The sequence below is a fragment of the Amycolatopsis sp. DG1A-15b genome, from assembly GCF_030285645.1.
Lineage (GTDB): Bacteria > Actinomycetota > Actinomycetes > Mycobacteriales > Pseudonocardiaceae > Amycolatopsis.
On the sequence record NZ_CP127296.1, the window covers coordinates 1,181,695 to 1,201,081 of the forward strand.

Consider the following 19,387-nt stretch of genomic DNA (forward strand, 5'->3'; position numbering starts at 1 on the left):
TCACAAATTTTCGCTCAGATGAGCGAGAATTCCGAACGAAACTGAAGGTTCTTCATGAATTCCGGCCCGGCCGCTGGAGGTCGACCACGGCCTTGTCGAACGTGAAGACGTCGGCGAGCAGGTGCTTCGCCGCGTCCGCCGCCGGGCCGCCGAGCAGGGTGACGTAGCAGCCGTAATCGATCGCGTATCCGTCGTACAACCGCCCCGGCCGGCGCGGGTCGACGACGCCGCGCCGGACGATGTGGAGCAGCCGTGCGTCGCAGAGCGTGTCGATCGCCGCGGGGCGGTCCCGCGCGGCCAGCAGGAACGTCCGGCTCCGGCGCCGGCCGACCACTTCGTCGACCAGGAGACCCAGGAGCCGGTCCGCCTCCTCGTCGCGGCTGATGACGGACTGCTTGTCGCGCAGGTACCAGTCCCGCGCCGCCCGGCGCACGTGCGCACTCGTGATCCGGGCGCCGTGGGCGTGCTGGGCGGCCAGGGCCGCGATGTTGATCGCGTCGCGGGGGACGCCCTCCGCGGCCCGGACGAGTTCGGGGAACGCGCCGCGGTGGAAGGCGGCGTCGACGAACTCGCCGGGCACCGCCGTCCGCAGCATCGAGGTGAGGATCGGCCGGACGTGCCTGGCGAACAGCTCCCGGAAGAACGCCTGGGCCGCCTCCGGCGACCGGTCGAAGACCAGGGCGTCGTCGAGGCTGACGGCGGACGCCGCGTCGGAGCCGACCTCGATGCCGAGGTAGTCCTCGTCGAGCGGGACGAAGAAGCGGGCGCGGTGCTCGATCGCGGCGATCTTCACCGTGACGCCCCGGACCGGCAGGACGCTGCGGCGCAGCAGGTCCGCCAGGAACGGCTGCAGGTCCAGCGGCACGCTGCTCCATTCGTCGAGCAGCAGCCACAGCCGGGCGGGCCGGACGCCGTCGGCCACGGCCTGCACGGCCCGGCTCAGCGGGCCGAACAGCACCCGGTGCTGCTCGACGCCGGTGCGCTTGCGGCGGCTCGACGTCGTCGCGGACGTCCGGTGCCGCGCGGACGCCTTGGCACCGCCTTTCGGGGCGAGCGACAATTCCGCCGAATAGCCCCGTTCCACCGCGTCGCCGGAAGTCTGTTCCTGTTCGGTTTCCCCGATGACTTCCACTTCGGTGGCCGCGGACACCAGCGCGTCGAGACCGCGCAGAAGCGCGTCCTGATCCGCGGAACCGCCGTCGACGGCGAAGGCGAAAAGCCGGTCGTGGACGGCTTCGAGGGTGTCCACCAGCAATTGCGTGCCGCGCTGGGCCGGGCTCAGCGCGGTGTTGGCGTACAAGCCGCCGGTGGACCCGATCGTCCGCAGGTCGAGGTGGATCGCGAGGTCGCCGGTGCGCTCGACGAGCTCCTGCAGGTGCAGCAGCGCGTGCGTCTTGCCGGTGCCGCGGCGGCCGAACAGGATCTGGTGGTCGGCCGAATTGATCATCGCGGAAAACGAGCCCGCGGCGACGTAGGTCGCGGCCAGTGTCGAACGGTCGGCGCTTTCGGCCCGCCGGGGAATGCGCATCAGGGCCTGGTTGAGGTGCATCTGGATGGCCTGCGCCATGGGAGCCAGCGTACGGCAGCCGGCGCGCCGCCCGGCACGGCCGAATGTGTTGCGAAACGCGGAAACGGCCCATTCCCCACTCGGGGAACGAGCCGTTTCCAGGAAGACACAGTCGCGCGAAGCGCCTCCATTGAGGGTGGTGGTGGGGGGCATGGACGGATTCACGCGGGCAGGTCGACCAGGTCCGCCAGCCGGGCCCGGTGCCGGCCCGGGGTGCCGAGGGCGAGCTCGTCCGCCTTGGCGCGCTTGAGGTACAGGTGCGCCGGGTGCTCCCACGTCATCCCGATGCCGCCGTGCAGCTGGATCGCCTCCTCCGTCGCCCGGACGGCGATCGGGGCGTTGCGGGCCTGCGCCACGGCCACCGCGATCGGCACGTCGGTGCCCGTGGCCAGCGCGTCCGCCGCGTTGCGGGCCGCCGCGCGGGCGAGCACCAGATCCGTGTACAGGTTCGCCAGCCGGTGCTTGAGCGACTGGAACCCGCCCACCGGGCGGCCGAACTGGTACCGGCCCTTGAGGTAGGTCACCGTCTCGGTGAGCGCCCACTCGGCGACGCCCGTCTGCTCCGACGCGAGGATGCCCGCGCCGAACAGCAGCGCCTGCTCCAGCGCCGCGGCGGCTTCCGGCCCCGAGGCGACCAGCGTGGCCGGGGCGTTTTCCAGTGTCACGTCGGCCACGCGCCGCGTCAGGTCGAACGACACCAGCTCCGACACCGTCGCCACCGAGGCCTCGACCACGTACAGCGCGGGGCCGTCCGGGCCCGCGGCCGGGACGACCAGCAGGTCGGCCACCGACGCGTCGGCGACCGTGCCCACGCGCCCGGTCAACGTGCCGTCCGCGGACGCCGTCACCGACGACGGGAAGCCCGCGCCCGGCGCCGTCGACAGCGGCACCGCCAGCGCGCCGATCGCCTGGCCCGCCGCGAGCCGGCCGACGAAGTCGCGGTCGGCCGTGTGCAGCAGCGCCGTCGTCGCCAGCACGACGCTGCCGAGGAACGGCACGGGCGCGACACTGCGGCCCAGCTCCTCGGCCACGACGGCGACTTCGCGGGCCGACGCGCCGTGCCCGCCCAGCTCCTCCGGCACCGCCAGCCCGGCCACACCGACCTCGTCGGCCAGCGTGCGCCACAGCTTCAGGTCGTACGGCTCGGCCGTCTCCACGCGCGCCAGCAGCGCTTCGGCGCCGGCCTTGGCCTTGAGCAGGTCGCGGACCGAAGCCCGCAGGTCTTCCTCGACGTCGGAATAGAGCAGGTCGGTCATCGGGGGAGGTCCTTCCAGGCGACGTCCTTGTCGACGCGCGGCTCCGAGGGCAGCCCCAGCACGCGCTCGGCGATGATGTTGCGCAGGACCTCCGAGGTGCCGCCCTCGATGGAGTTCCCCTTCGCGCGCAGGTAGCGGTAGCCGGCTTCGCGGCCGGTGAAGTCGACGATCGCCGGCCGCCGGAACGTCCAGTCGTCGTAGGCCAGGCCCTCCTCGCCGAGCAGCTCGACCTCCAGGCCGGTCAGCGCCTGGTTCAGCTCGGAGAAGGCGACCTTCATGGCCGAACCCTCCGGCCCGGGCGCGCCCGCGGTCAGCTGCTGGCGCAGCCGGGTACCCGCCAGCCGCAGGGTTTCCGCCTCGACCCAGTGCCGGACCAGCCGGTCGCGCAGCTCCGGCGTGCGCAGCTCGGGCCGCTCGCGCCAGGTCTTCGCGACGATCCCGATCAGGCCGCCTTCGCGCGGCTGGACGTGCCCGCCGATCGCGACGCGCTCGTTCATCAGCGTGGTCTGCGCGACCTTCCAGCCCTCGCCGACCGCGCCGAGGCGCTGGGTGTCCGGAATGCGGACGTCGGTCAGGAACACCTCGTTGAACTCGGCCTCGCCGGTGATCTGGCGCAGCGGCCGCACCTCGACGCCGGGGGCGGTCATGTCGCACAGGAAGTACGTCATGCCCTGGTGCTTCGGCACGTCCGGGTCGGTGCGGGTGACCAGGATCGCCCACTGCGACTCGTGCGCGCCGGAGGTCCACACCTTCTGGCCGGTGACGATCCAGTCGTCACCGTCGCGGACGGCGCGGGTGCCGAGCGCGGCGAGGTCGGAGCCGGCGCCCGGCTCGCTGAACAGCTGGCACCACACCTCCTCGCCGGTCCACAGTGGACGCAGGAAGCGCTCGCGCTGCTCCGGCGTGCCGAAGGCGAGGATGGTGGGCGCGGCCATGCCGAGGCCGATGCCGATCCGGCGCGGGTTGTTGTCCGGCGCGCCCGCCTCGGTGAACACCGCGTCCACAACGGACTGCAGTGCGCGCGGCGCGTTCTGCCCGCCGAGCCCGGCGGGGAAGTGGATCCAGGCGAGCCCGGCGTCGAACCGGGCCTGCAGGAACTCCAGCGGGTCGGCCGACTTCGGGTCGTGCGCGGCCAGGAACTCCGTCGCCTGGCGGGTCAGGTCTTCGGCGGTGACAGTCACTTCGCGCCCTCCGAGAGGTACTTCTTCAGTTCGCGCCGGGCCAGCGAGCGCTTGTGGACCTCGTCCGGCCCGTCGGCCAGGCGCAGCGTGCGGTTCCCGGCCCACATGGCCGCCAGCGGGAAGTCCTGGCTGACCCCGCCCGCGCCGTGCACCTGCACGGCCTTGTCGAGGATCCACTCGACGGTGCTCGGGGTGGAGATCTTGATGGCCTGGATCTCGGTGTGCGCGCCCTGGTTGCCGACGGTGTCCATCAGCCACGCGGTCTTGAGCACGAGCAGGCGCTGCTGCTCGATCTTGACCCGCGATTCGGCGATCCAGTCCTGCACCACACCCTGCTGGGCGATCGGCTTGCCGAACGCCTCGCGAGAGATCGCACGGCGGCACATGAGCTCCAGCGCGCGCTCGGCCATGCCGATGGCGCGCATGCAGTGGTGGATGCGGCCCGGGCCGAGCCGGGCCTGGGCGATGGCGAACCCGTCGCCCTCGCCGGCGATGAGGTTCTCGACCGGCACGCGGACGTCCTCGAAGAGCACCTCGGCGTGCCCGCCGTGATCGCTGTCGTCGTAGCCGAAGACGTGCATGCCGCGCTTGACCGTGACGCCCGGTGCGTCGCGGGGGACCAGGATCATGCTCTGCTGCTTGTGCGGCGCGGCTTCGGGATCGGTCTTGCCCATCACGATGAAGATCTTGCACGCGGGGTTCATCGCGCCGGAGATGTACCACTTGCGGCCGTTGACGACGTACTCGTCGCCGTCGCGCCGGATCGCGGTCTCGATGTTGCGGGCGTCGGAGGAGGCGACGTCCGGCTCGGTCATCGCGAACGCGGAGCGGATTTCGCCGTTCAGCAACGGTTCCAGCCACTGCTTCTGCTGCTGCTCGGTCCCGAACATCGAGAGCACTTCCATGTTCCCGGTGTCCGGGGCCGCGCAGTTCACCGCGGTCGGCGCGAGCCGGATGCTGCGGCCGGTGATCTCCGCCAGCGGTGCGTACTGCAGGTTCGTCAGGCCCGCGCCGTGCTCGCCGGGGAGGAAGAAGTTCCACAGGCCGCGCTTGCGGGCCTCGGCCTTGAGTTCCTCGACCACCGGCGGGATGGCCCACGGGTCGTCGCGCTCGGCGAGCTGCTGTTCGAACACCGGCTCGGCGGGGTAGATGTGCGAGTCCATGAACTCGAGGAGCTTCCCGCGCAGCTCCTCGGTCTTCTCGTCGAACGCGAAGTCCATTTACTTCTCCTCTTTGAGAATCTCGTTGCCGTGCGCGATGAGCGGCGCGACCCCGGCGCCGACGCCTTCGAAGCCCGCCCCGACCGTCTGGCCCTTGCTGAAGCGGTAGTAGATGCCTTCCAGGATCACGGCCAGCTTGAAGAACGCGAAGCTGACGTACCAGTCCAGCTGCGAGACGTCCCGGCCGGACAGCTCGGCGTAGCGGGCGACGACCTCGTCGGTGCCCGGGTAGCCCGGCGCCGAGCTGGCGTTGGACACGAACGGCAGCGACACCTTGTCGCGCTCGGCGTAGGCCACCAGCAGCGCGAGGTCGGTCAGCGGGTCGCCCAGCGTGGACATCTCCCAGTCGAGCACCGCCGAGATCTTGTCGTTCTTGTCGACGAGGACGTTGTCGAGGCGGTAGTCGCCGTGGACGATCGACGGCTCGCCGGACACCGGCACCGCCGTCGCGAGCCGGTCGTGCAGTGCGTCGATGCCCGGGAGGTCGCGGCTGCGGGAGGCGTCCAGCTGCTTCTTCCACCGCCGCAGCTGTCGTTCCAGGAAGCCCTCGGGCCGGCCGAAGTCACCCAGCCCGACGGCGGCCGGGTCCACCGCGTGCAGGTCGACGAGCGTGCCGACCAGCGCGTCGGCCATCGCCCGGGTGCGTTGTCCGCCGAGCTCGGTCAGCTCGTCCGCGGTCCGGTAGGGCGTGCCTTCGACGAAGCTCATCACGTAGAAGGGCGCCCCGATGACGTCGGGGTCCTCGCAGAGCAGCAGTGCTTCGGGCACCGGCACGGCGGTGTCGCGCAGGCCGGAGATCACCCGGAACTCGCGGCTCATGTCGTGCGCGGTGGGCAGCACGTGCCCGAGCGGCGGGCGGCGCACCACCCAGCGCGACCGGCCGTCGCCCACCACGTAGGTGAGGTTCGACCGGCCGCCCTCCACGACGTCCGCGGTCAGCTCCCCGGCGGCCAGGCCGGGCCGCTGCGCGTCCAGGTGGGCGCGCAGCCGGCCCAGATCGAGACCCGGCGGGTCGGTGCGGCTCATCGTGCCTCCTCACACTCTGCTTTCGGGGGTCCGGGTGGGCGAAGCCCCGGGCAACACTGCCATCCACGTGAGCATACCGACTAGTCGGTATGACGTACAGCGGCCACGGGGAACAGCACCTTCCGGGGAAAGTGCCGCTTCCGGCGGGGCCTCACGCGAGGAAACGCGTCACCCATTCGGCGACGCAAGCGGGCTTCGCTTCGCCGTCGATTTCGACGGTCCACTTGGAGACCGCCTGCTTGCCGCCCGGGATGTCGGTGATCTCCACCAGCTCCGCCCCGGCCCGCACCTTCGAGCCGACCTTCACCGGCTGCGGGAAGCGGACCTTGTTGAGGCCGTAGTTGATGCCCATCCTGATGCCGTCGACCCGGTAGATCTTCGGGCCGAACGCCGACAGCAGCGACAGCGTCAGGAAGCCGTGGGCGATGGTGCCGCCGAACGGGCCCGCGGCCGCCATCGGCTCGTCGACGTGGATCCACTGGTGGTCGTCGGTGGCGTCGGCGAACTGGTTCACGCGCTCCTGGGTGATCGTCAGCCACTCGCTGTACCCGAGGTGCTCGCCGGCTGCGGCGGCGAACTCGTCGAGGTTGCCGAATACGCGCATGTGCTCAGTCCTTCGGTCCGCCGGCGACGTAGATGACCTGACCCGAGACGAACCCGGCACCCTCGCTGACCAGGTAGGACGCCAGGTTGGCGATGTCCTCGGGCGTGCCGACGCGCTGCACCGGGATCTGCGACGCGGCCGCGGCCTTGAAGTCCTCGAAGCTCATGCCGAGCCGCTCGGCGGTCGCCGCGGTCATGTCGGTGGCGATGAAGCCGGGCGCGATCGCGTTGGCGGTGACGTTGAACTTGCCCAGCTCGATGGCGAGGGTCTTGGCGAAGCCCTGCATGCCGGCCTTCGCGGCGGAGTAGTTGACCTGCCCGCGGTTGCCCAGCGCCGAGGTGCTCGACAGGTTGACGATCCGGCCGTACTTCTGCTCGGTCATGTGCTTCTGCACCGCGCGGGTCATCAGGAAGGAGCCCTTGAGGTGCACGTCGAGCACGGAGTCCCACTCCTGCTCGGTCATCTTGAAGATCAGGTTGTCCCGGGTGATGCCGGCGTTGTTGACCAGCACGACCGGCGGCCCGAGCTCGTCGGCGACGCGGCCGACGGCGGCCTCGACCTGCGCGGCGTCACTGACGTCGAGGGCCACCCCGACGGCCTTGCCGCCCCGGGCGACGATGGCCTCGGCGCCCTGCTTGACACCGGCCTCGTCCAGGTCCAGCAGCCCGACGGCGAACCCGTCATCGGCCAGCCGGGCCGCCACGGCGGCGCCGATGCCGCGGCCGGCACCGGTGACCACGGCGACACGGGAAGGGGAATCGGTCACGGGGGACCTCCTCGTCGTTGAGAAACGGGCTCGTGCCCGCGAGCCTACTAAGCGGTTGGTCACTTGGCGATACGCGGGAGGAGATCCCGATGTGACGTAGGCACGCGCAGGATCTTAACCGTGCCGGCGGCGCGAAGCCGCCTGCTCCGGGTGGGGGAACCGGTTCGAGTGGGGTGATCGGCTCCGCTACTCGAACACCCCGTAGCCCGCGACGGCGTGGGCCCGGACGCCGTCCATGTCGAGTTCCACGCCTATGCCGGGCGTGTCCGGAAGCGTGATGTAGCCGTCCTTGACGATCGAGCCGCTTCCGTCGGGGGCGTGGACGTAGCTGTCCCACACCGCGCGCTCCTCCAAGGCGTGCCATTCCTGGACGAAGAAGTTGGGGATCGCCGCGCACTGGTGCGACGTGGCCATCGTGCCCAGCGGCGTGGACACCAGGTGGGGTGCGAAGGGGATGTAGTGCAGCTCCGCGAGGTTGGCGATCTTCTTGGCCTCGGCGAGGCCGCCGCACTTGGGCACGTCCGGCTCGATGACGTCCACCGCGCCGCGTTCGAGGAGCTCGCGGAATCCCCATCGCAGGTAAAGGTTTTCTCCGGCGCAGATCGGGGTGCGGGTCTGGGCGCGCACCCGCACCAGCGCGTCGATGTTCTCCGCCGGCAGCGGCTCCTCGAGCCACATCAAGCCGAAGGGCTCGAGCTCCCACGAGATCCGGCACGCGCTCGGCACGTCGTAGCGGGCGTGCAGGTCGATGGCCAGGTCGACGTCCGGGCCGATCGCTTCGCGGACGGCCGCCACGCGCTCGACCATCGAGCGCAGCTCGGCGGCGTTGACCGTGTGGTTGAAGACGTCGAACTTGGCCGGGTGGTGCAGGTCGTCGATGTCGAACTTGAGGGCGGTGAAGCCTTCGGCGACCATCCGCTGGGCCCGGTCGACGCACCCGGCGATCGAGCCCGCCGGGTCGTCGCCGTCGCCGCAGTCGGCGTAGAGGCGGATGCGGTCGCGGAACTTCCCGCCGAGCAGCCGGTGGACCGGCTGCCCGGCGGCCTTGCCCGCCAGGTCCCACAGCGCGAGCTCGATCCCGGACAGGGCGATCACGAACACCCCGCCCTGGGGACCCGCGAAAACCTTGCTGCGGCGCAGTTTTTCCCAGCAGCGCTCGACGTTGCGCGGGTCCTCGCCGATCAACAGGGGGGTCAGAGAGTTGATCATCCCGACGACGGCGCCCGCGCCGGCATCGGGGTTGGCCTCGCCGAACCCGCTGAGGCCTTCGTCGGTGTCGATCCGGACCAGCGTGGCCTCACCGTGGTAGGCCACCACCGCCGTCGTGACGTTCACGATCCGCATTGCTCTCCTGCCGCAGGGTAGTGCCGAAGAACGGGACTGTCGCGAGGTCCAACTTGTCCTATAAGCTGCTGACATGCCAAGGAGACAAGAGTCTCCGGACGCTGTCAAGGTCCGGACTCTTCCGGTGCAGGTGGCGGCCCACCTGACCCGGCGCATCGTCAGCGGCGAAATCGAGGACGGCCGGGCCCCGTCGGAACTCGAGATCTCGAGTGAGTTCGGGGTTTCCCGCGTGGTGGCGCGGGAGACGCTCAAGATCCTCGCCTCGCTCGACATCGTCGACGTGGCGCAGGGCCGCCGCGTCGTGGTGCGCCCCCGCGCGGAGTGGGATTACCTGAGCCCGTTGCTGATCGAGTGGCTGCCCACGGAAAGCGTCGACGAGCTGCTGCAGGAACTGCACCAGATGCGGGTCCTGCTCGAGCCCGAGCTGGCCGCCATGGCCGCGGCCAGCATCACCGACGAGACGCTGGCCCGGCTCGGGGACGAGATCGGCCGCATGGCGACGCTCGAGACGGACCCCGAGGCCTACCTCGAGGTCGACCACGAATTCCACATGGAGATCTGCCGGGCGGCCGACAACCGCATCCTCGACCGGATCATGTACTCCGCCCGCTGGCTCGGCACGGCCAGCCGGCGCCTCACCAACGAGGCACCGGCCGGGCTGCGCCGCGCCACCGCCCAGCACACGGAGATCTACGAGGCGCTGGTGGCGCGCGATCCGGCGGCCGCCCGCGCGGCGATGCGCAAGCACTTGAGCAACAACTACTCCACGCTCCTCGCGGAGAAGGAGCAGCGAAGCAAGCGGGCCGCACGGCGGCGCTAGTCCCACTGCACGACCGAGTTCCGGAACCGATGACGAGGACGGACGAGGCATGGCAGCACCTGCGATCCCGCCGATCCGGCCGGGGCTGATCGGCCCGCCGCCGGACCCCGTCCCGGCCGGAGGCGCCCTCGGCCATCCTCACGCGGCCCACTCCGCGGGCATACCCGAACCCTTGCCAGGACAACGCATCAGCAGTTCGGCGTCCTTCGCCGCCTGAACGACCCGCAGTGCGGCATTCGCCTCGCTGTCCCGCCGGTTGCACCGTCGCCCCGTCGGCACGCGTCCGTTCGATCGGACGCGAAAGGAGTGGTCATGGAAGAGAAAACGGACTGGTCGAGACGCTCGTTCCTCGGGCTGGGCGCGCTGGGGGTGCTCGGTCTCACCGGATGCGGCAGCAGTCCCGCCCCCGCACCGCAGGTCGACGTCCAGGTCCCCAAGGCGCTGCTCGATCAAGCTTCCAGGCTGCGCGGCGGGTCGGTGGGGATGCTCTCGCAGAAGCTGTACTCCGAGGCCGCCAACAAGGCGCTGGACAAGTCGCTGCAGGTGTTCGCCTCGGCCACCGGCACCACGATCCGCAACGACCTGGTCTCCGGCGACGCCGGCGACATGGTCGCGAAGATGGACGCCGAGGTGAAGGCGGGCACCAACCGCGATCTGGCCTTCATGAGCGACCGGCGGTTCGTCGGCCAGCTCCACAACCTCGGCGCCCTCACCGACGTCACCGACGTGGTCACGGAGATGCGCGAGCTCTACGGTGAACCCGCGACGGAGGCCAACGACTACTGCGTGTTCGACGGCCGCTGGTTCGCGATCCCGTACCACTTCATCGCCTCCGCGATGTACCTGCGCAAGGACTGGTACCAGGAAAAGGGTCTCCCGCTCAAACCCCACTACACGTGGGAAGAGCTGCGCGACAACGCGTTGGCGGTTTCCGACCCGGCGAAGCGGCGCTTCGGCTGGGGGCTCACGGTGAACCGCTCCGGCGACGCCAACGGCTTCATCGCGAACGTCATCAACACCTACGGCGGGGCGATCGCCGACAACACCGGCACGAAGGTGGTGTTCAACTCGCCGGAGACCGTCGCCGCCGTCACGTTCATCGGCGACATCTACACGAACCCGAAGTACCAGCCGATGCTGCCGCCCGGGATCGGCAGCTGGACCGACTCGAGCAACAACGAGAACTGGCTGGCGCAGATCCTGGGGCTCACGCTCAACCAGTACAGCGTCTACGCCGACTCGAAGACCAAGAAGAACCCGGTCTACGCCAACACGCACCCGTTCAACGGCGCCACCGGGCCGGCGCTCGACCGGCCGCTGGCGTACGGCGAGTCCAACTCGTTCGTCGTGTTCAAGGGGGCGAAGAACCCCGACCTCGCCAAGCTGGTGGCGAAGTTCATGGTCGGCGGGAGCGCGCTGCTGGGGGTCGCGAAGGAAGCACCGTGCCTGGTCAACCCGTCGTGGAGCAAGGTGTGGGACTCCGACCCGTACTACACGAGCGGTGACCCGGCCTTCGCCGCCCTGCGGGAGCAGACCCGCGCGCAGCTCCCGGTGACCACCAAGACCGGCTACGCGTTCCCCCAGACCCCGAGCCCCGGCGAGCAGGCCGCCACCGCCGCCTACCTGCTGACCGACATGATGCAGTCGGTCATCCAGGGCACCCGGCCGGCCGACGCCGTCGCCGCGACCCACGCCCGGATCGTGCAGATCTTCGAGCAGCAGGGCTACCGGCAGTGACGGTCCTGCGTCCCAAGAGGACACCCCCGGCGCCGGCCCGCCCGGCGCCGGGCGGGTCGTCCTCGCTCACGCCGGCGCAGCGGCGGCTCGGCCGCGACTGGCGCCTCGCCGCGGTGTTCATCGGGCCGACGCTGGTGCTGGTCGCCGGCCTGATCCTGGTCCCGATCATCGGCTCGATCTTCACCAGCGCCACCGAGCGCCACGGGGCGGAGACGGTCTTCGTCGGGCTGGACAACTACACCGCCCTCGCCGGCGACGCCCTGTTCCACAAGGGTGTGCTCAATTCGTTCGTCTTCACCGCGTACGCCGAGATCTTCAAGGTGGTCTTCGGGCTCATCGCGGCGTTGATGCTGCACCACATGCGCCGCGGCCGGGCGGTCGTCGCCGGGGTGATCCTGCTGCCGTGGGTGATCCCGACGGTCGTCACGGCCTTCACCTGGCGGTCGTTGCTCGACCCGATCTTCGGCAGCGTCAACGTCCTGCTCACCGAGTCCGGGATCGGGCCCGGTCTCGCCGCGATCGGGCTCGTCGACAAGTGGCCCGCGGAGTGGCTGTCCGATCCCGCGCTCGCGATGCCCGCGGTCATCCTGGTCAACGTCTGGAAGGGCATCCCGTTCTTCACGGTGACGTTCCTGGCCGGGCTCAAGGCCATCGACATCGGACTCCACGAGGCGGCGATGGTGGACGGCGCCTCGCCGTGGCAGCGCTTCGTGCACATCACGCTGCCGGGGCTGCGCCCGGTCATGATCGTGACGGTGCTGCTGTCGTCGATCTGGACGTTCAACAACTTCGACCTGATCTGGCTGATGACGCAGGGCGGACCCGGGGACGCCACCGCCCCGTACGTGATGGTGGCCTACTCGAAGGCCATCCAGCAGCTGCAGCTGGGCGCGGGCGCCGCGGTCACGCTGGTGATGCTGCCGATCATCGCCGTCCTCGTGGTGATCCTCGTGCGGATGATGCGGCGCAGCGACCAGCCGGGCGCCGCGGACCTGGGGCGACGGCGGCTGAGTCCCGCGCAGCGCACGGCGTTGCCGTGGGTGATCGTCGCGGCCGCGGTGCTCGTGCTGGTCTGGGCGTCGCCGCACATCGTCTGGAAGGCCGCGCTCGTGCTGGGCGTGTTCGTGGTGCTCGCGGCCGCTGTCGGCCGGCTCGTCTCGGTGCTGGCGACGCGGGGCAGCAAGCTGGCCGCACGCCTGGTCGGCGGCACCGGCACGGGGGTCGCGCTCGTGGGGCTGCTGGGCTTCGTGCTCGCCCCGCTCTACTGGATGACGATCACGGCCTTCAAGTCCGACGACCAGATCGTCGCGCGCACCGACGACCTCTGGCCGACGCCGTGGAGCACCGAGCAGTTCACCAACCTGTTCACCGGCCGGGCGTTCGGTACCTGGTACGTCAACACGATCCTGGTTTCGGTGGCGTCCACCGTGATCGCCCTGGTCTGCGCGGCGCTGGCCGGCTACGCGCTGGCGCGGCTGAAGTTCCGGGGATCGGAAAGCTTCACGGTGACGATCCTGCTCACCTACGTGATGCCGGGCGCGCTGCTGTTCATCCCGCTGTACCAGCTGATGAGCGGGATCGGGCTCAACGACTCGCTGTGGTCGCTCGTGCTCGCCTACCCCACGTTCACCCTGCCGTTCGCGACCTGGCTGCTCGTCGGCTACTTCAAGTCGATCCCGGCCGACCTCGAGGAGGCCGCGCTGGTCGACGGCTGCACGCGGTTCGGGGCGTTCCTCCGGATCGTGCTGCCGCTGGCCAAGCCGGGCCTGCTCGCGGTCGCGCTGTTCACGCTCACCAACGCGTGGAACGAGTTCCTGTTCGCCTTCGTGTTCATCACCAAGGACAACTACAAGACGCTGCCCGTCGGCATGCAGTCGATGATCTTCGGTGACGTCGTGCCGCAGGGACAGCTGGCCGCGGCGTCGCTGCTGGTCAGCATCCCGGTCGTGCTCATGTACGGGTTCGGGCAGCGCTTCCTGACCGAAGGCCTCACCGCGGGGGCGGTGAAGGGATGAGCGCGACCGTCAGTCCCGGCCCCGCTCGGCGCGCCACCGCTCGTACTCGGGCCGGGCCTCGTCCGACAGCGGGTAGTACCGCCGCAGGTCGCCGCCCTCGGCCAGCCGCGTCCGGGAGAACTCCTCCCATTCCGCGTGTTCCCGCGCGACAGCCACCAGGGCGGGAGCGAGCTTGACCGGCACCACGACCGCGCCGTCGTCGTCGGCGACGACGATGTCGCCCGGCTCGACGAGCGTGCCGCCGCACGCCACGGGGACGTTGACGGCGGCCGGGACGATGTCGGTCTGGGCGTGGAAGTTCGGCGTGGCGCCCCGGATCCACAGCCCGAGGCCGAGCCGCTTGGCCTCGCCGATGTCGCGCAGGCACCCGTCGACCACCACGCCGGCGCCGCCACGGCCCTTGAAGTAGGTCAGCATCATCTCGCCGAACACGCCGCTGTTCATGTCGCCGCGCGCGTCGACGACGATCATGTCACCGGGCCGGGCGTGGTACATGACGTGCCGGTGCAGCTGCTTTTCCGGTTCTTCGTATTCGTCGACGGGGTAGCGGTCCTCCCGCTTCGGCAGGAACTGCAGCGTCAGCGCCGGGCCGGCCACGCGCACGCCGGGGGTCACCGAAACGGGGCCGCGGATGAAGGCGCTGCGGATGCCCAGGCGGCTCAGCTCACCGCTGGCCGTCGCGCTGCCGATGGCCGCGAGGGCCGCACTGAGCTCGGCGGGCGGGCGAACGATGTCGGGCGTCTCGACCACGTCGGTAGCTCCCTTGGTCCACGCTGGCGGAAACGGTCGGAGAGTTCCGTTCCGAGCGTAGTCCGGCGAACCCCCTCGACGCTTGTCCGACGTCCGGTGCGCACCGCGCGTCAGTCCGTGAACCCGTTCTCCGGCAACGGCAACGCGAGCCGGAAGCAGGCACCTTCCCCGAGCGTGGTCTCGAGTTCGACGTCGCCGCCGTGGGCGCGGGCCAGTGACCGGGCGATGGCGAGGCCCAGCCCGGCGTCGGCGCCGGGCGTGCGCGTCCGGGAGCGATCGGCCCGGTAGAAGCGGTTGAAGACGCGGCTCGCCTGCTCGGCCGTCATCCCCGGACCCTCGTCGGCCACCTCGAGCACCGCGCGGCCGTCCGCCGTCCCGACCCCGATCCGCACGCGCGTGCCCGGTGGCGTGTGGGCGGCGGCGTTGCCCACGAGGTTGGTGACGACCTGCCGCAGCCGGGCTTCGTCGGCGTCGACCGGTGCCGGGCCGGGCGGGCCGGCACCGCCCGGGCCGGTCAGGGAAACGGCGCGGGCCGGGTCGAGGGCCCGCAGGTCGTGCCGGGCGTCGCCGGCGAGGGTGCGCAGGTCCATCGGAGCCCGGTCGAGCTGCTCTTCGGGTGCCTCGTCGAGCTGGGCGAGCAGCAGCAGATCCTCGGTCAGCGCGGTGAGCCGGGTGGCTTCGCGGTCGATGCGGCGCATCGTTTCGTCCACATCGGACGGTCCGGTCAGTGCACCCATCCGGTAGAGCTCGGTGGAACCCTTGATGCCGAACAGCGGGGTGCGCAGTTCGTGGCTGACGTCCGAGACGAACGTGCGCATCCGCGCCTCGGACGCGGCCCGGTCGGCGAAGGCCCGTTCGAGCTGGCCGAGCATGGCGTTGAGCGACGCCGCGAGGTGCCCGATCTCCGTGCCGGGCGCCGCGAGGTCCGGGACGCGCCGGGTGAGGTCACCGCCGGCGATCGCCGCGGCCGTGTACTCGATCCGGCGCAGCGGCCGCAGGCCCCGCCGGAGGGCGAGCCCGCCGGCCGCGGTCAGCAGGACGAGCAGTGCGGCGCCGGTGACCAGGCTGCTCGTCCGCAGCTGGGCGATCGTGGCGTCGGCTTCGGTGAGCGGCGCGGCCGAAACGACCGTCCCGCCCCAGCGGACGGCCGGCCGGGCGATGGCCCGCCAGCGCTGCGACCCGTCGGCGGCGTCCAGGTCGACGGCCGTCCCGTCGGCCGGGACCGTCCGCATCGCGTCGATCGGCGGCAGCGCCGCCCCGTCCACCCGGGAGGAGTGGAGGCCGCCCGCCACCGCGCCGCCCGCGTCGAGGTACACGACGTACGGGGCGCCGAACAGCCCGAGCGCGGGATCGACGAGATCGGGCCGCACGACCGGGTTCGCGGCCGGGGGCGGCCCCGCCGCCCGGGAGATGAGCTCGGTCATCGAGCGCAGCTGGCCGTCGAGGCGGTCGAGCTGGAAACGCTCCAGCTGATCCGAAACCAGCGCGCCGATCAGGGTCAGGCCGGCGAGCAGCAGGCCCGCGGTGAGCAGCAGCAGCCGGGCCCGCAGGGAAAGCCGCTTCACCGGCGGGGCTCCCGCAGCACGTAACCCACGCCGTGCACGGTGTGGATGAGCTTCGGCTCCGCGGTGTCGACCTTGCGCCGGAGGTAGGAGATGTAGGTGTCGACGATGCCGGCGTCGCCGCCGAAGTCGTCGCGCCACACCCGGTCGAGGATCTGTGTCTTCGAGACCACCCGGCCGGCGTTCTCCATCAGGTAACGCAGCAACCGGAACTCCGTGGCGGACAAGCGGATCGCCTGCCCCGCGCGCGTCACCTGGTGGCCCTCGGCGTCGAGCGCGAGCGTGCCCACCGTGAGCGCGCCCGCCGGGTGGCCCGCGGTCCGGCGGAGGATCGCGCGGATCCGCGCGATCAGCTCCGCCAGGTCGAAGGGCTTCGTCACGTAGTCGTCGGCGCCGAGGGACAGGCCGGTGACCTTGTCGGACTGGCGGTCCCGCGCAGTCAGGAAGAGGACGGGCACCGGCGCGCCGTGGCCGGGGTGCCGCTCGCGCAGCCGCCGGACCACTTCGAAGCCGTCCATGTCCGGCAGCATGACGTCCAGCAGCACCAGGTCGGGCGGCTCCGCGGTGGCCGCGGCGACGGCTTCCCGCGCGGTGGCCGCCGACGTCACCCGGAAGCCGGCGAAGCGCAGCGCGGCGGAGAGCAGCTCGCGGACGGTGGGCTCGTCGTCCACCACCAGCAGCCGGGACGTCATCGCTTCCATACCCGCGAGGATACGGAGAGCCCGTCGGCGAGCAGGGAGCCCGCGAAGCCGGCCACCGCGCCGCCCGCGAGCCCGGCCACCACCGCGAGCAGCGGATTCGCCGCCGACCGCGCGGCGAAGACGGGCAGCGACAGGCCGAACGCGCCGACGGTGACGTCGACGGAAATCCGCGACAGCAGCGCCACGACGGCGAGCACGGCACCGGTCGCCGGAGCGAACCACCCGGTGAAGGCCGCGGCCCGGCGCAGCGGTCCGCCGGGCCGGCGGTGCCCGGCCGCCAAGGCGACGCCCCAGCCCAGCAGCACCACGGCCGACAGCCCGAGCAGCGGGCCACCCGGCGAGACGGGCGCGGCGTGCAGCGCGCACGACAACGCGCCCGAGGAGCTGATCGTCCACGGCACGCCGAGCCCCAGCAGCACGGCTCCGCACACCAACTGGGGGAGAGCGAGCAGGACACCCCCGGCCGCCGCGGTGCCGCCGAAGATCCACGCCGCGGCCAAGCCCAGCACGGCGAGGCCGGCGACCGGCCACCGCGCGGCACGCAAAGCCGTTGCCGCCGAAGGGAACCGGGTGACGAGCCAGCAGGCTCCGACGACCACCAGCGACCCCACCACGGCACCCGCCACCACCGGCCCGACCGCAACGGAGAAGCCGGCGTCGAACCGGCCGGAAAGGGGCAGGCGCGCGGGACCGGCGGCTCGCCCGCAGCTTCCGGCACCACCCGCCGCGACGCCGTCCGACATCGTCAGGGCTCCCCGGGCCAGCAGCGCGATCACGGCGAGTCCCGCCGACAGGGCCACCGCCGCCACGGCACCGCGGACGAGCAACCCGGCTTCGCGGCGCCGCAGCAGCAGCGCCCCCAGCACCAGCGCGCCCGCCAGCGAAATCCCCAGCGGCATCACCTCGAGGGCGCCCCGCACGGTGAGCGGGAGCCCACCGGCCGGGACCGCGCCGGCCTCGGCCGAGCCGCCCGCCGCCAGCGCGACGGCCGCCGCCGTCAGCGGGCCGAACCCTCCGAAGCGGCCGGCGCCCAGCAGAGCCAGCCCGGCCACGGCGACACCCGCCATGGCGAGCAACGCGGCGGCGGCCGCCAGCAGGCCCCGCCCCACCTCCCGCATCACACGTCCCGGCGCCGGAAGACCACGAACGCCACGGCCAGCACGGCGGCGACCCCGGCGCACATCCCGGCCAGGTTCAGCCACGGGTGCGGGAAATCGGGATCGGGGACCGTCTTGAAGACCGCGGCCGCGCCGAGCGTCGGCCAGTAGAAGAGCAGGCCGTGCAGCCAGGCCGGAAAGAGCCCCGCGAAGCCGGGGACCAGGAAGACGATCCCGACCAGGGTGGCGAGCGCGCCCGCCGTCGCCCGCATGATCGTGCCCAGCCCGACCGCGAGCAGCGCGATCGCCGCGAGGTAGAGCCCGCCGCCGGCCACGGCGGAGAGCACGCCGGGATCGCCGATCCGCGCGTGCGGTACGCCATGGGCGGCGAGGACGGCCTGGCCGAGGAAGAAGGCGGTGAACATCAGCACCTGGCCCGCCACCACGGCGACCGCGACCGCCACGACCACCTTGGCCGCCAGCAGCCGGTGCCGCCGGGGCGTGGCGGTCAGGGACGTCCGGATCAGGCCGGTCGCGTGCTCGGAGGTGACGACGAGGATGCCGAGCACCCCGACGATCAGCTGCGCGACGATGTACGACGTCAGGCTGCGGCCGGTCGGGTCCCAGGGGTCGTCGCCGGGGTACTGCCGCGCGGCGGCGTTCATGGCGAGGGCGGTGATGCCGAGCCCGACCGCGAACAGGCACGCGAGGGTGTACCAGGTGGAACGCAGGCTGCGTACTTTGATCCACTCGGCGCGGACGGAGTGGGCGAAGGACACGCTCATGCGACGGCCCCCTGGTAGTCGGTGCGGTCCTTGGTCAGTTCCATGAAGGCGTCTTCCAGCGAAACACGCTGCGGCGTGAGCTCGGCGAGCGCGACGCCGTGGTAGGCCGCGACCTTCCCGATTTCCGCGCTCGTCATGCCGGACACGACGAGCGACGCCTCGGTCCCTTCCCGCACGGCGGCTCCGGCGGTGGCCAGCAGCCGCGCGAAGCCCGGCTCGGGCGTGCGGACGAGCACGGTGCCCTCGCCACGCACGAGCTCGCTCACGGTGGTGTCGGCGACGAGCCGTCCGCGGCCGATGACGACGAGGTGGTCGGCGGTCTGCGCCATCTCGCTCATCAGGTGGCTGGACACGAGCACCGCCCGGCCCTCGCGGGCGAGCGAGCGCATGAAGTCCCGGATCCAGCGGATCCCTTCGGGGTCGAGGCCGTTCACCGGCTCGTCGAAGATCAGCACCCGCGGGTCGCCGAGCAACGCCGCGGCGAGGCCGAGCCGCTGCCGCATGCCGAGCGAGAACCCGCCCGCCCGCTTGCCGGCCACGCCGTCCAGCCCGGTCCGGCCGAGCACCTCGCCGACCCGGCGGCGGGGGAGGCCGTTGCTCACCGCGAGGGCCAGCAGGTGGTCGTGGGCCGTGCGGCCACCGTGGACGGCACCGGCGTCGAGCAGCGCGCCCACCTCGGTGAGCGGCACGGGGAGATCCCGGTAGCGGCGCCCGCCGATGGTGACCGAGCCCCGCGTCGGCGCGGCCAGGTCCACGATCATCTTCATGGTCGTGGACTTGCCGGCGCCGTTGGGCCCGAGGAACCCGGTCACCTGCCCGGGGTGGACGGTGAACGACAGGTCGTCCACCACGGTGTCGGGCCCGTACCGCTTGGTCAGGCCCCGGATTTCGATCGTCATGCCGCGAGCGTGCCGCCCCCGCCTGGCCGGATCCTGGGAGGTGCTGGGAGAACTCTG

Annotated in this window: 17 protein-coding genes; 3 read left to right on the top strand and 14 right to left on the bottom strand. The window is 71.6% G+C overall.

The window, feature by feature from the left end; genetic code table 11:
* Nucleotides 1-52: 52 nt before the first annotated feature.
* From QRY02_RS05465 to QRY02_RS05500, 8 genes are all read right to left on the bottom strand, one after another.
* On the bottom strand, nt 53-1,567 hold the full coding sequence (locus QRY02_RS05465) for a hypothetical protein (RefSeq protein WP_285990395.1): 1,515 nt from the start codon (nt 1,565-1,567) through the stop codon (nt 53-55).
* A 161-nt stretch (nt 1,568-1,728) separates the two neighbouring features.
* Nucleotides 1,729-2,823, bottom strand: coding sequence for an acyl-CoA dehydrogenase family protein (locus QRY02_RS05470; RefSeq protein ID WP_285990396.1), 1,095 nt, complete (start codon nt 2,821-2,823; stop codon nt 1,729-1,731).
* Nucleotides 2,820-4,004 (bottom strand): acyl-CoA dehydrogenase family protein, encoded by a 1,185-nt coding sequence (locus QRY02_RS05475; RefSeq protein WP_285990397.1) that lies wholly within the window; start codon nt 4,002-4,004, stop codon nt 2,820-2,822. The genes QRY02_RS05470 and QRY02_RS05475 overlap by 4 nt, the downstream gene beginning before the upstream one ends.
* Nucleotides 4,001-5,224, bottom strand: coding sequence for an acyl-CoA dehydrogenase family protein (locus tag QRY02_RS05480; protein ID WP_285990398.1), 1,224 nt, complete (start codon nt 5,222-5,224; stop codon nt 4,001-4,003). The genes QRY02_RS05475 and QRY02_RS05480 overlap by 4 nt, the downstream gene beginning before the upstream one ends.
* Nucleotides 5,225-6,250: a phosphotransferase family protein gene (locus QRY02_RS05485; protein WP_285990399.1), complete on the bottom strand. Its 1,026-nt coding sequence runs from the start codon at nt 6,248-6,250 to the stop codon at nt 5,225-5,227. It lies immediately after the preceding gene.
* A gap of 151 nt (nt 6,251-6,401) precedes the next feature.
* Nucleotides 6,402-6,854 carry a MaoC family dehydratase gene (locus QRY02_RS05490; RefSeq protein ID WP_285990400.1) on the bottom strand — a complete coding sequence of 151 codons (453 nt, stop codon included), beginning with the start codon at nt 6,852-6,854 and terminating at the stop codon, nt 6,402-6,404.
* A gap of 4 nt (nt 6,855-6,858) precedes the next feature.
* Nucleotides 6,859-7,620 carry a 3-oxoacyl-ACP reductase FabG gene (fabG, locus tag QRY02_RS05495; protein ID WP_285990401.1) on the bottom strand — a complete coding sequence of 254 codons (762 nt, stop codon included), beginning with the start codon at nt 7,618-7,620 and terminating at the stop codon, nt 6,859-6,861.
* 186 nt (nt 7,621-7,806) lie between these two features.
* A complete protein-coding gene (locus tag QRY02_RS05500; protein WP_285990402.1) occupies nt 7,807-8,964 on the bottom strand; it encodes a mandelate racemase/muconate lactonizing enzyme family protein in 1,158 nt (385 codons plus the stop codon).
* Nucleotides 8,965-9,037: 73 nt separating this feature from the next.
* Here QRY02_RS05500 and QRY02_RS05505 point away from each other — a divergent pair, with 73 nt between their 5' ends.
* The 3 genes from QRY02_RS05505 to QRY02_RS05515 all read left to right on the top strand — a co-directional run bounded on the left by QRY02_RS05505 (nt 9,038) and on the right by QRY02_RS05515 (nt 13,536).
* Nucleotides 9,038-9,784 (top strand): FadR/GntR family transcriptional regulator, encoded by a 747-nt coding sequence (locus QRY02_RS05505; RefSeq protein WP_285990403.1) that lies wholly within the window; start codon nt 9,038-9,040, stop codon nt 9,782-9,784.
* Nucleotides 9,785-10,096: 312 nt separating this feature from the next.
* Nucleotides 10,097-11,521 carry an extracellular solute-binding protein gene (locus QRY02_RS05510; RefSeq protein ID WP_285990404.1) on the top strand — a complete coding sequence of 475 codons (1,425 nt, stop codon included), beginning with the start codon at nt 10,097-10,099 and terminating at the stop codon, nt 11,519-11,521.
* On the top strand, nt 11,518-13,536 hold the full coding sequence (locus tag QRY02_RS05515; RefSeq protein ID WP_285990405.1) for an ABC transporter permease: 2,019 nt from the start codon (nt 11,518-11,520) through the stop codon (nt 13,534-13,536). The genes QRY02_RS05510 and QRY02_RS05515 overlap by 4 nt, the downstream gene beginning before the upstream one ends.
* Nucleotides 13,537-13,545: 9 nt before the next feature.
* Here QRY02_RS05515 and QRY02_RS05520 read toward each other — a convergent pair whose 3' ends face one another.
* From QRY02_RS05520 to QRY02_RS05545, 6 genes are all read right to left on the bottom strand, one after another.
* A complete protein-coding gene (locus QRY02_RS05520) occupies nt 13,546-14,286 on the bottom strand; it encodes a ribonuclease activity regulator RraA (RefSeq protein WP_285990406.1) in 741 nt (246 codons plus the stop codon).
* 110 nt (nt 14,287-14,396) lie between these two features.
* Nucleotides 14,397-15,851 carry a sensor histidine kinase gene (locus tag QRY02_RS05525; RefSeq protein WP_285990407.1) on the bottom strand — a complete coding sequence of 485 codons (1,455 nt, stop codon included), beginning with the start codon at nt 15,849-15,851 and terminating at the stop codon, nt 14,397-14,399.
* Nucleotides 15,848-16,540 (bottom strand): response regulator transcription factor, encoded by a 693-nt coding sequence (locus QRY02_RS05530; protein ID WP_285993769.1) that lies wholly within the window; start codon nt 16,538-16,540, stop codon nt 15,848-15,850. Before QRY02_RS05530 ends, QRY02_RS05525 begins: the two co-directional genes overlap by 4 nt.
* Complete coding sequence (locus QRY02_RS05535; protein WP_285990408.1) at nt 16,537-17,667, bottom strand: streptophobe family protein; 1,131 nt, start codon at nt 17,665-17,667, stop codon at nt 16,537-16,539. Before QRY02_RS05535 ends, QRY02_RS05530 begins: the two co-directional genes overlap by 4 nt.
* Entirely contained in the window at nt 17,667-18,431 is a 765-nt protein-coding gene (locus QRY02_RS05540; RefSeq protein WP_285990409.1) for a DUF2705 family protein, read from the bottom strand. Before QRY02_RS05540 ends, QRY02_RS05535 begins: the two co-directional genes overlap by 1 nt.
* Nucleotides 18,428-19,330 carry an ABC transporter ATP-binding protein gene (locus QRY02_RS05545; protein WP_285990410.1) on the bottom strand — a complete coding sequence of 301 codons (903 nt, stop codon included), beginning with the start codon at nt 19,328-19,330 and terminating at the stop codon, nt 18,428-18,430. Before QRY02_RS05545 ends, QRY02_RS05540 begins: the two co-directional genes overlap by 4 nt.
* Between the last annotated feature and the right edge of the window lie 57 nt (nt 19,331-19,387).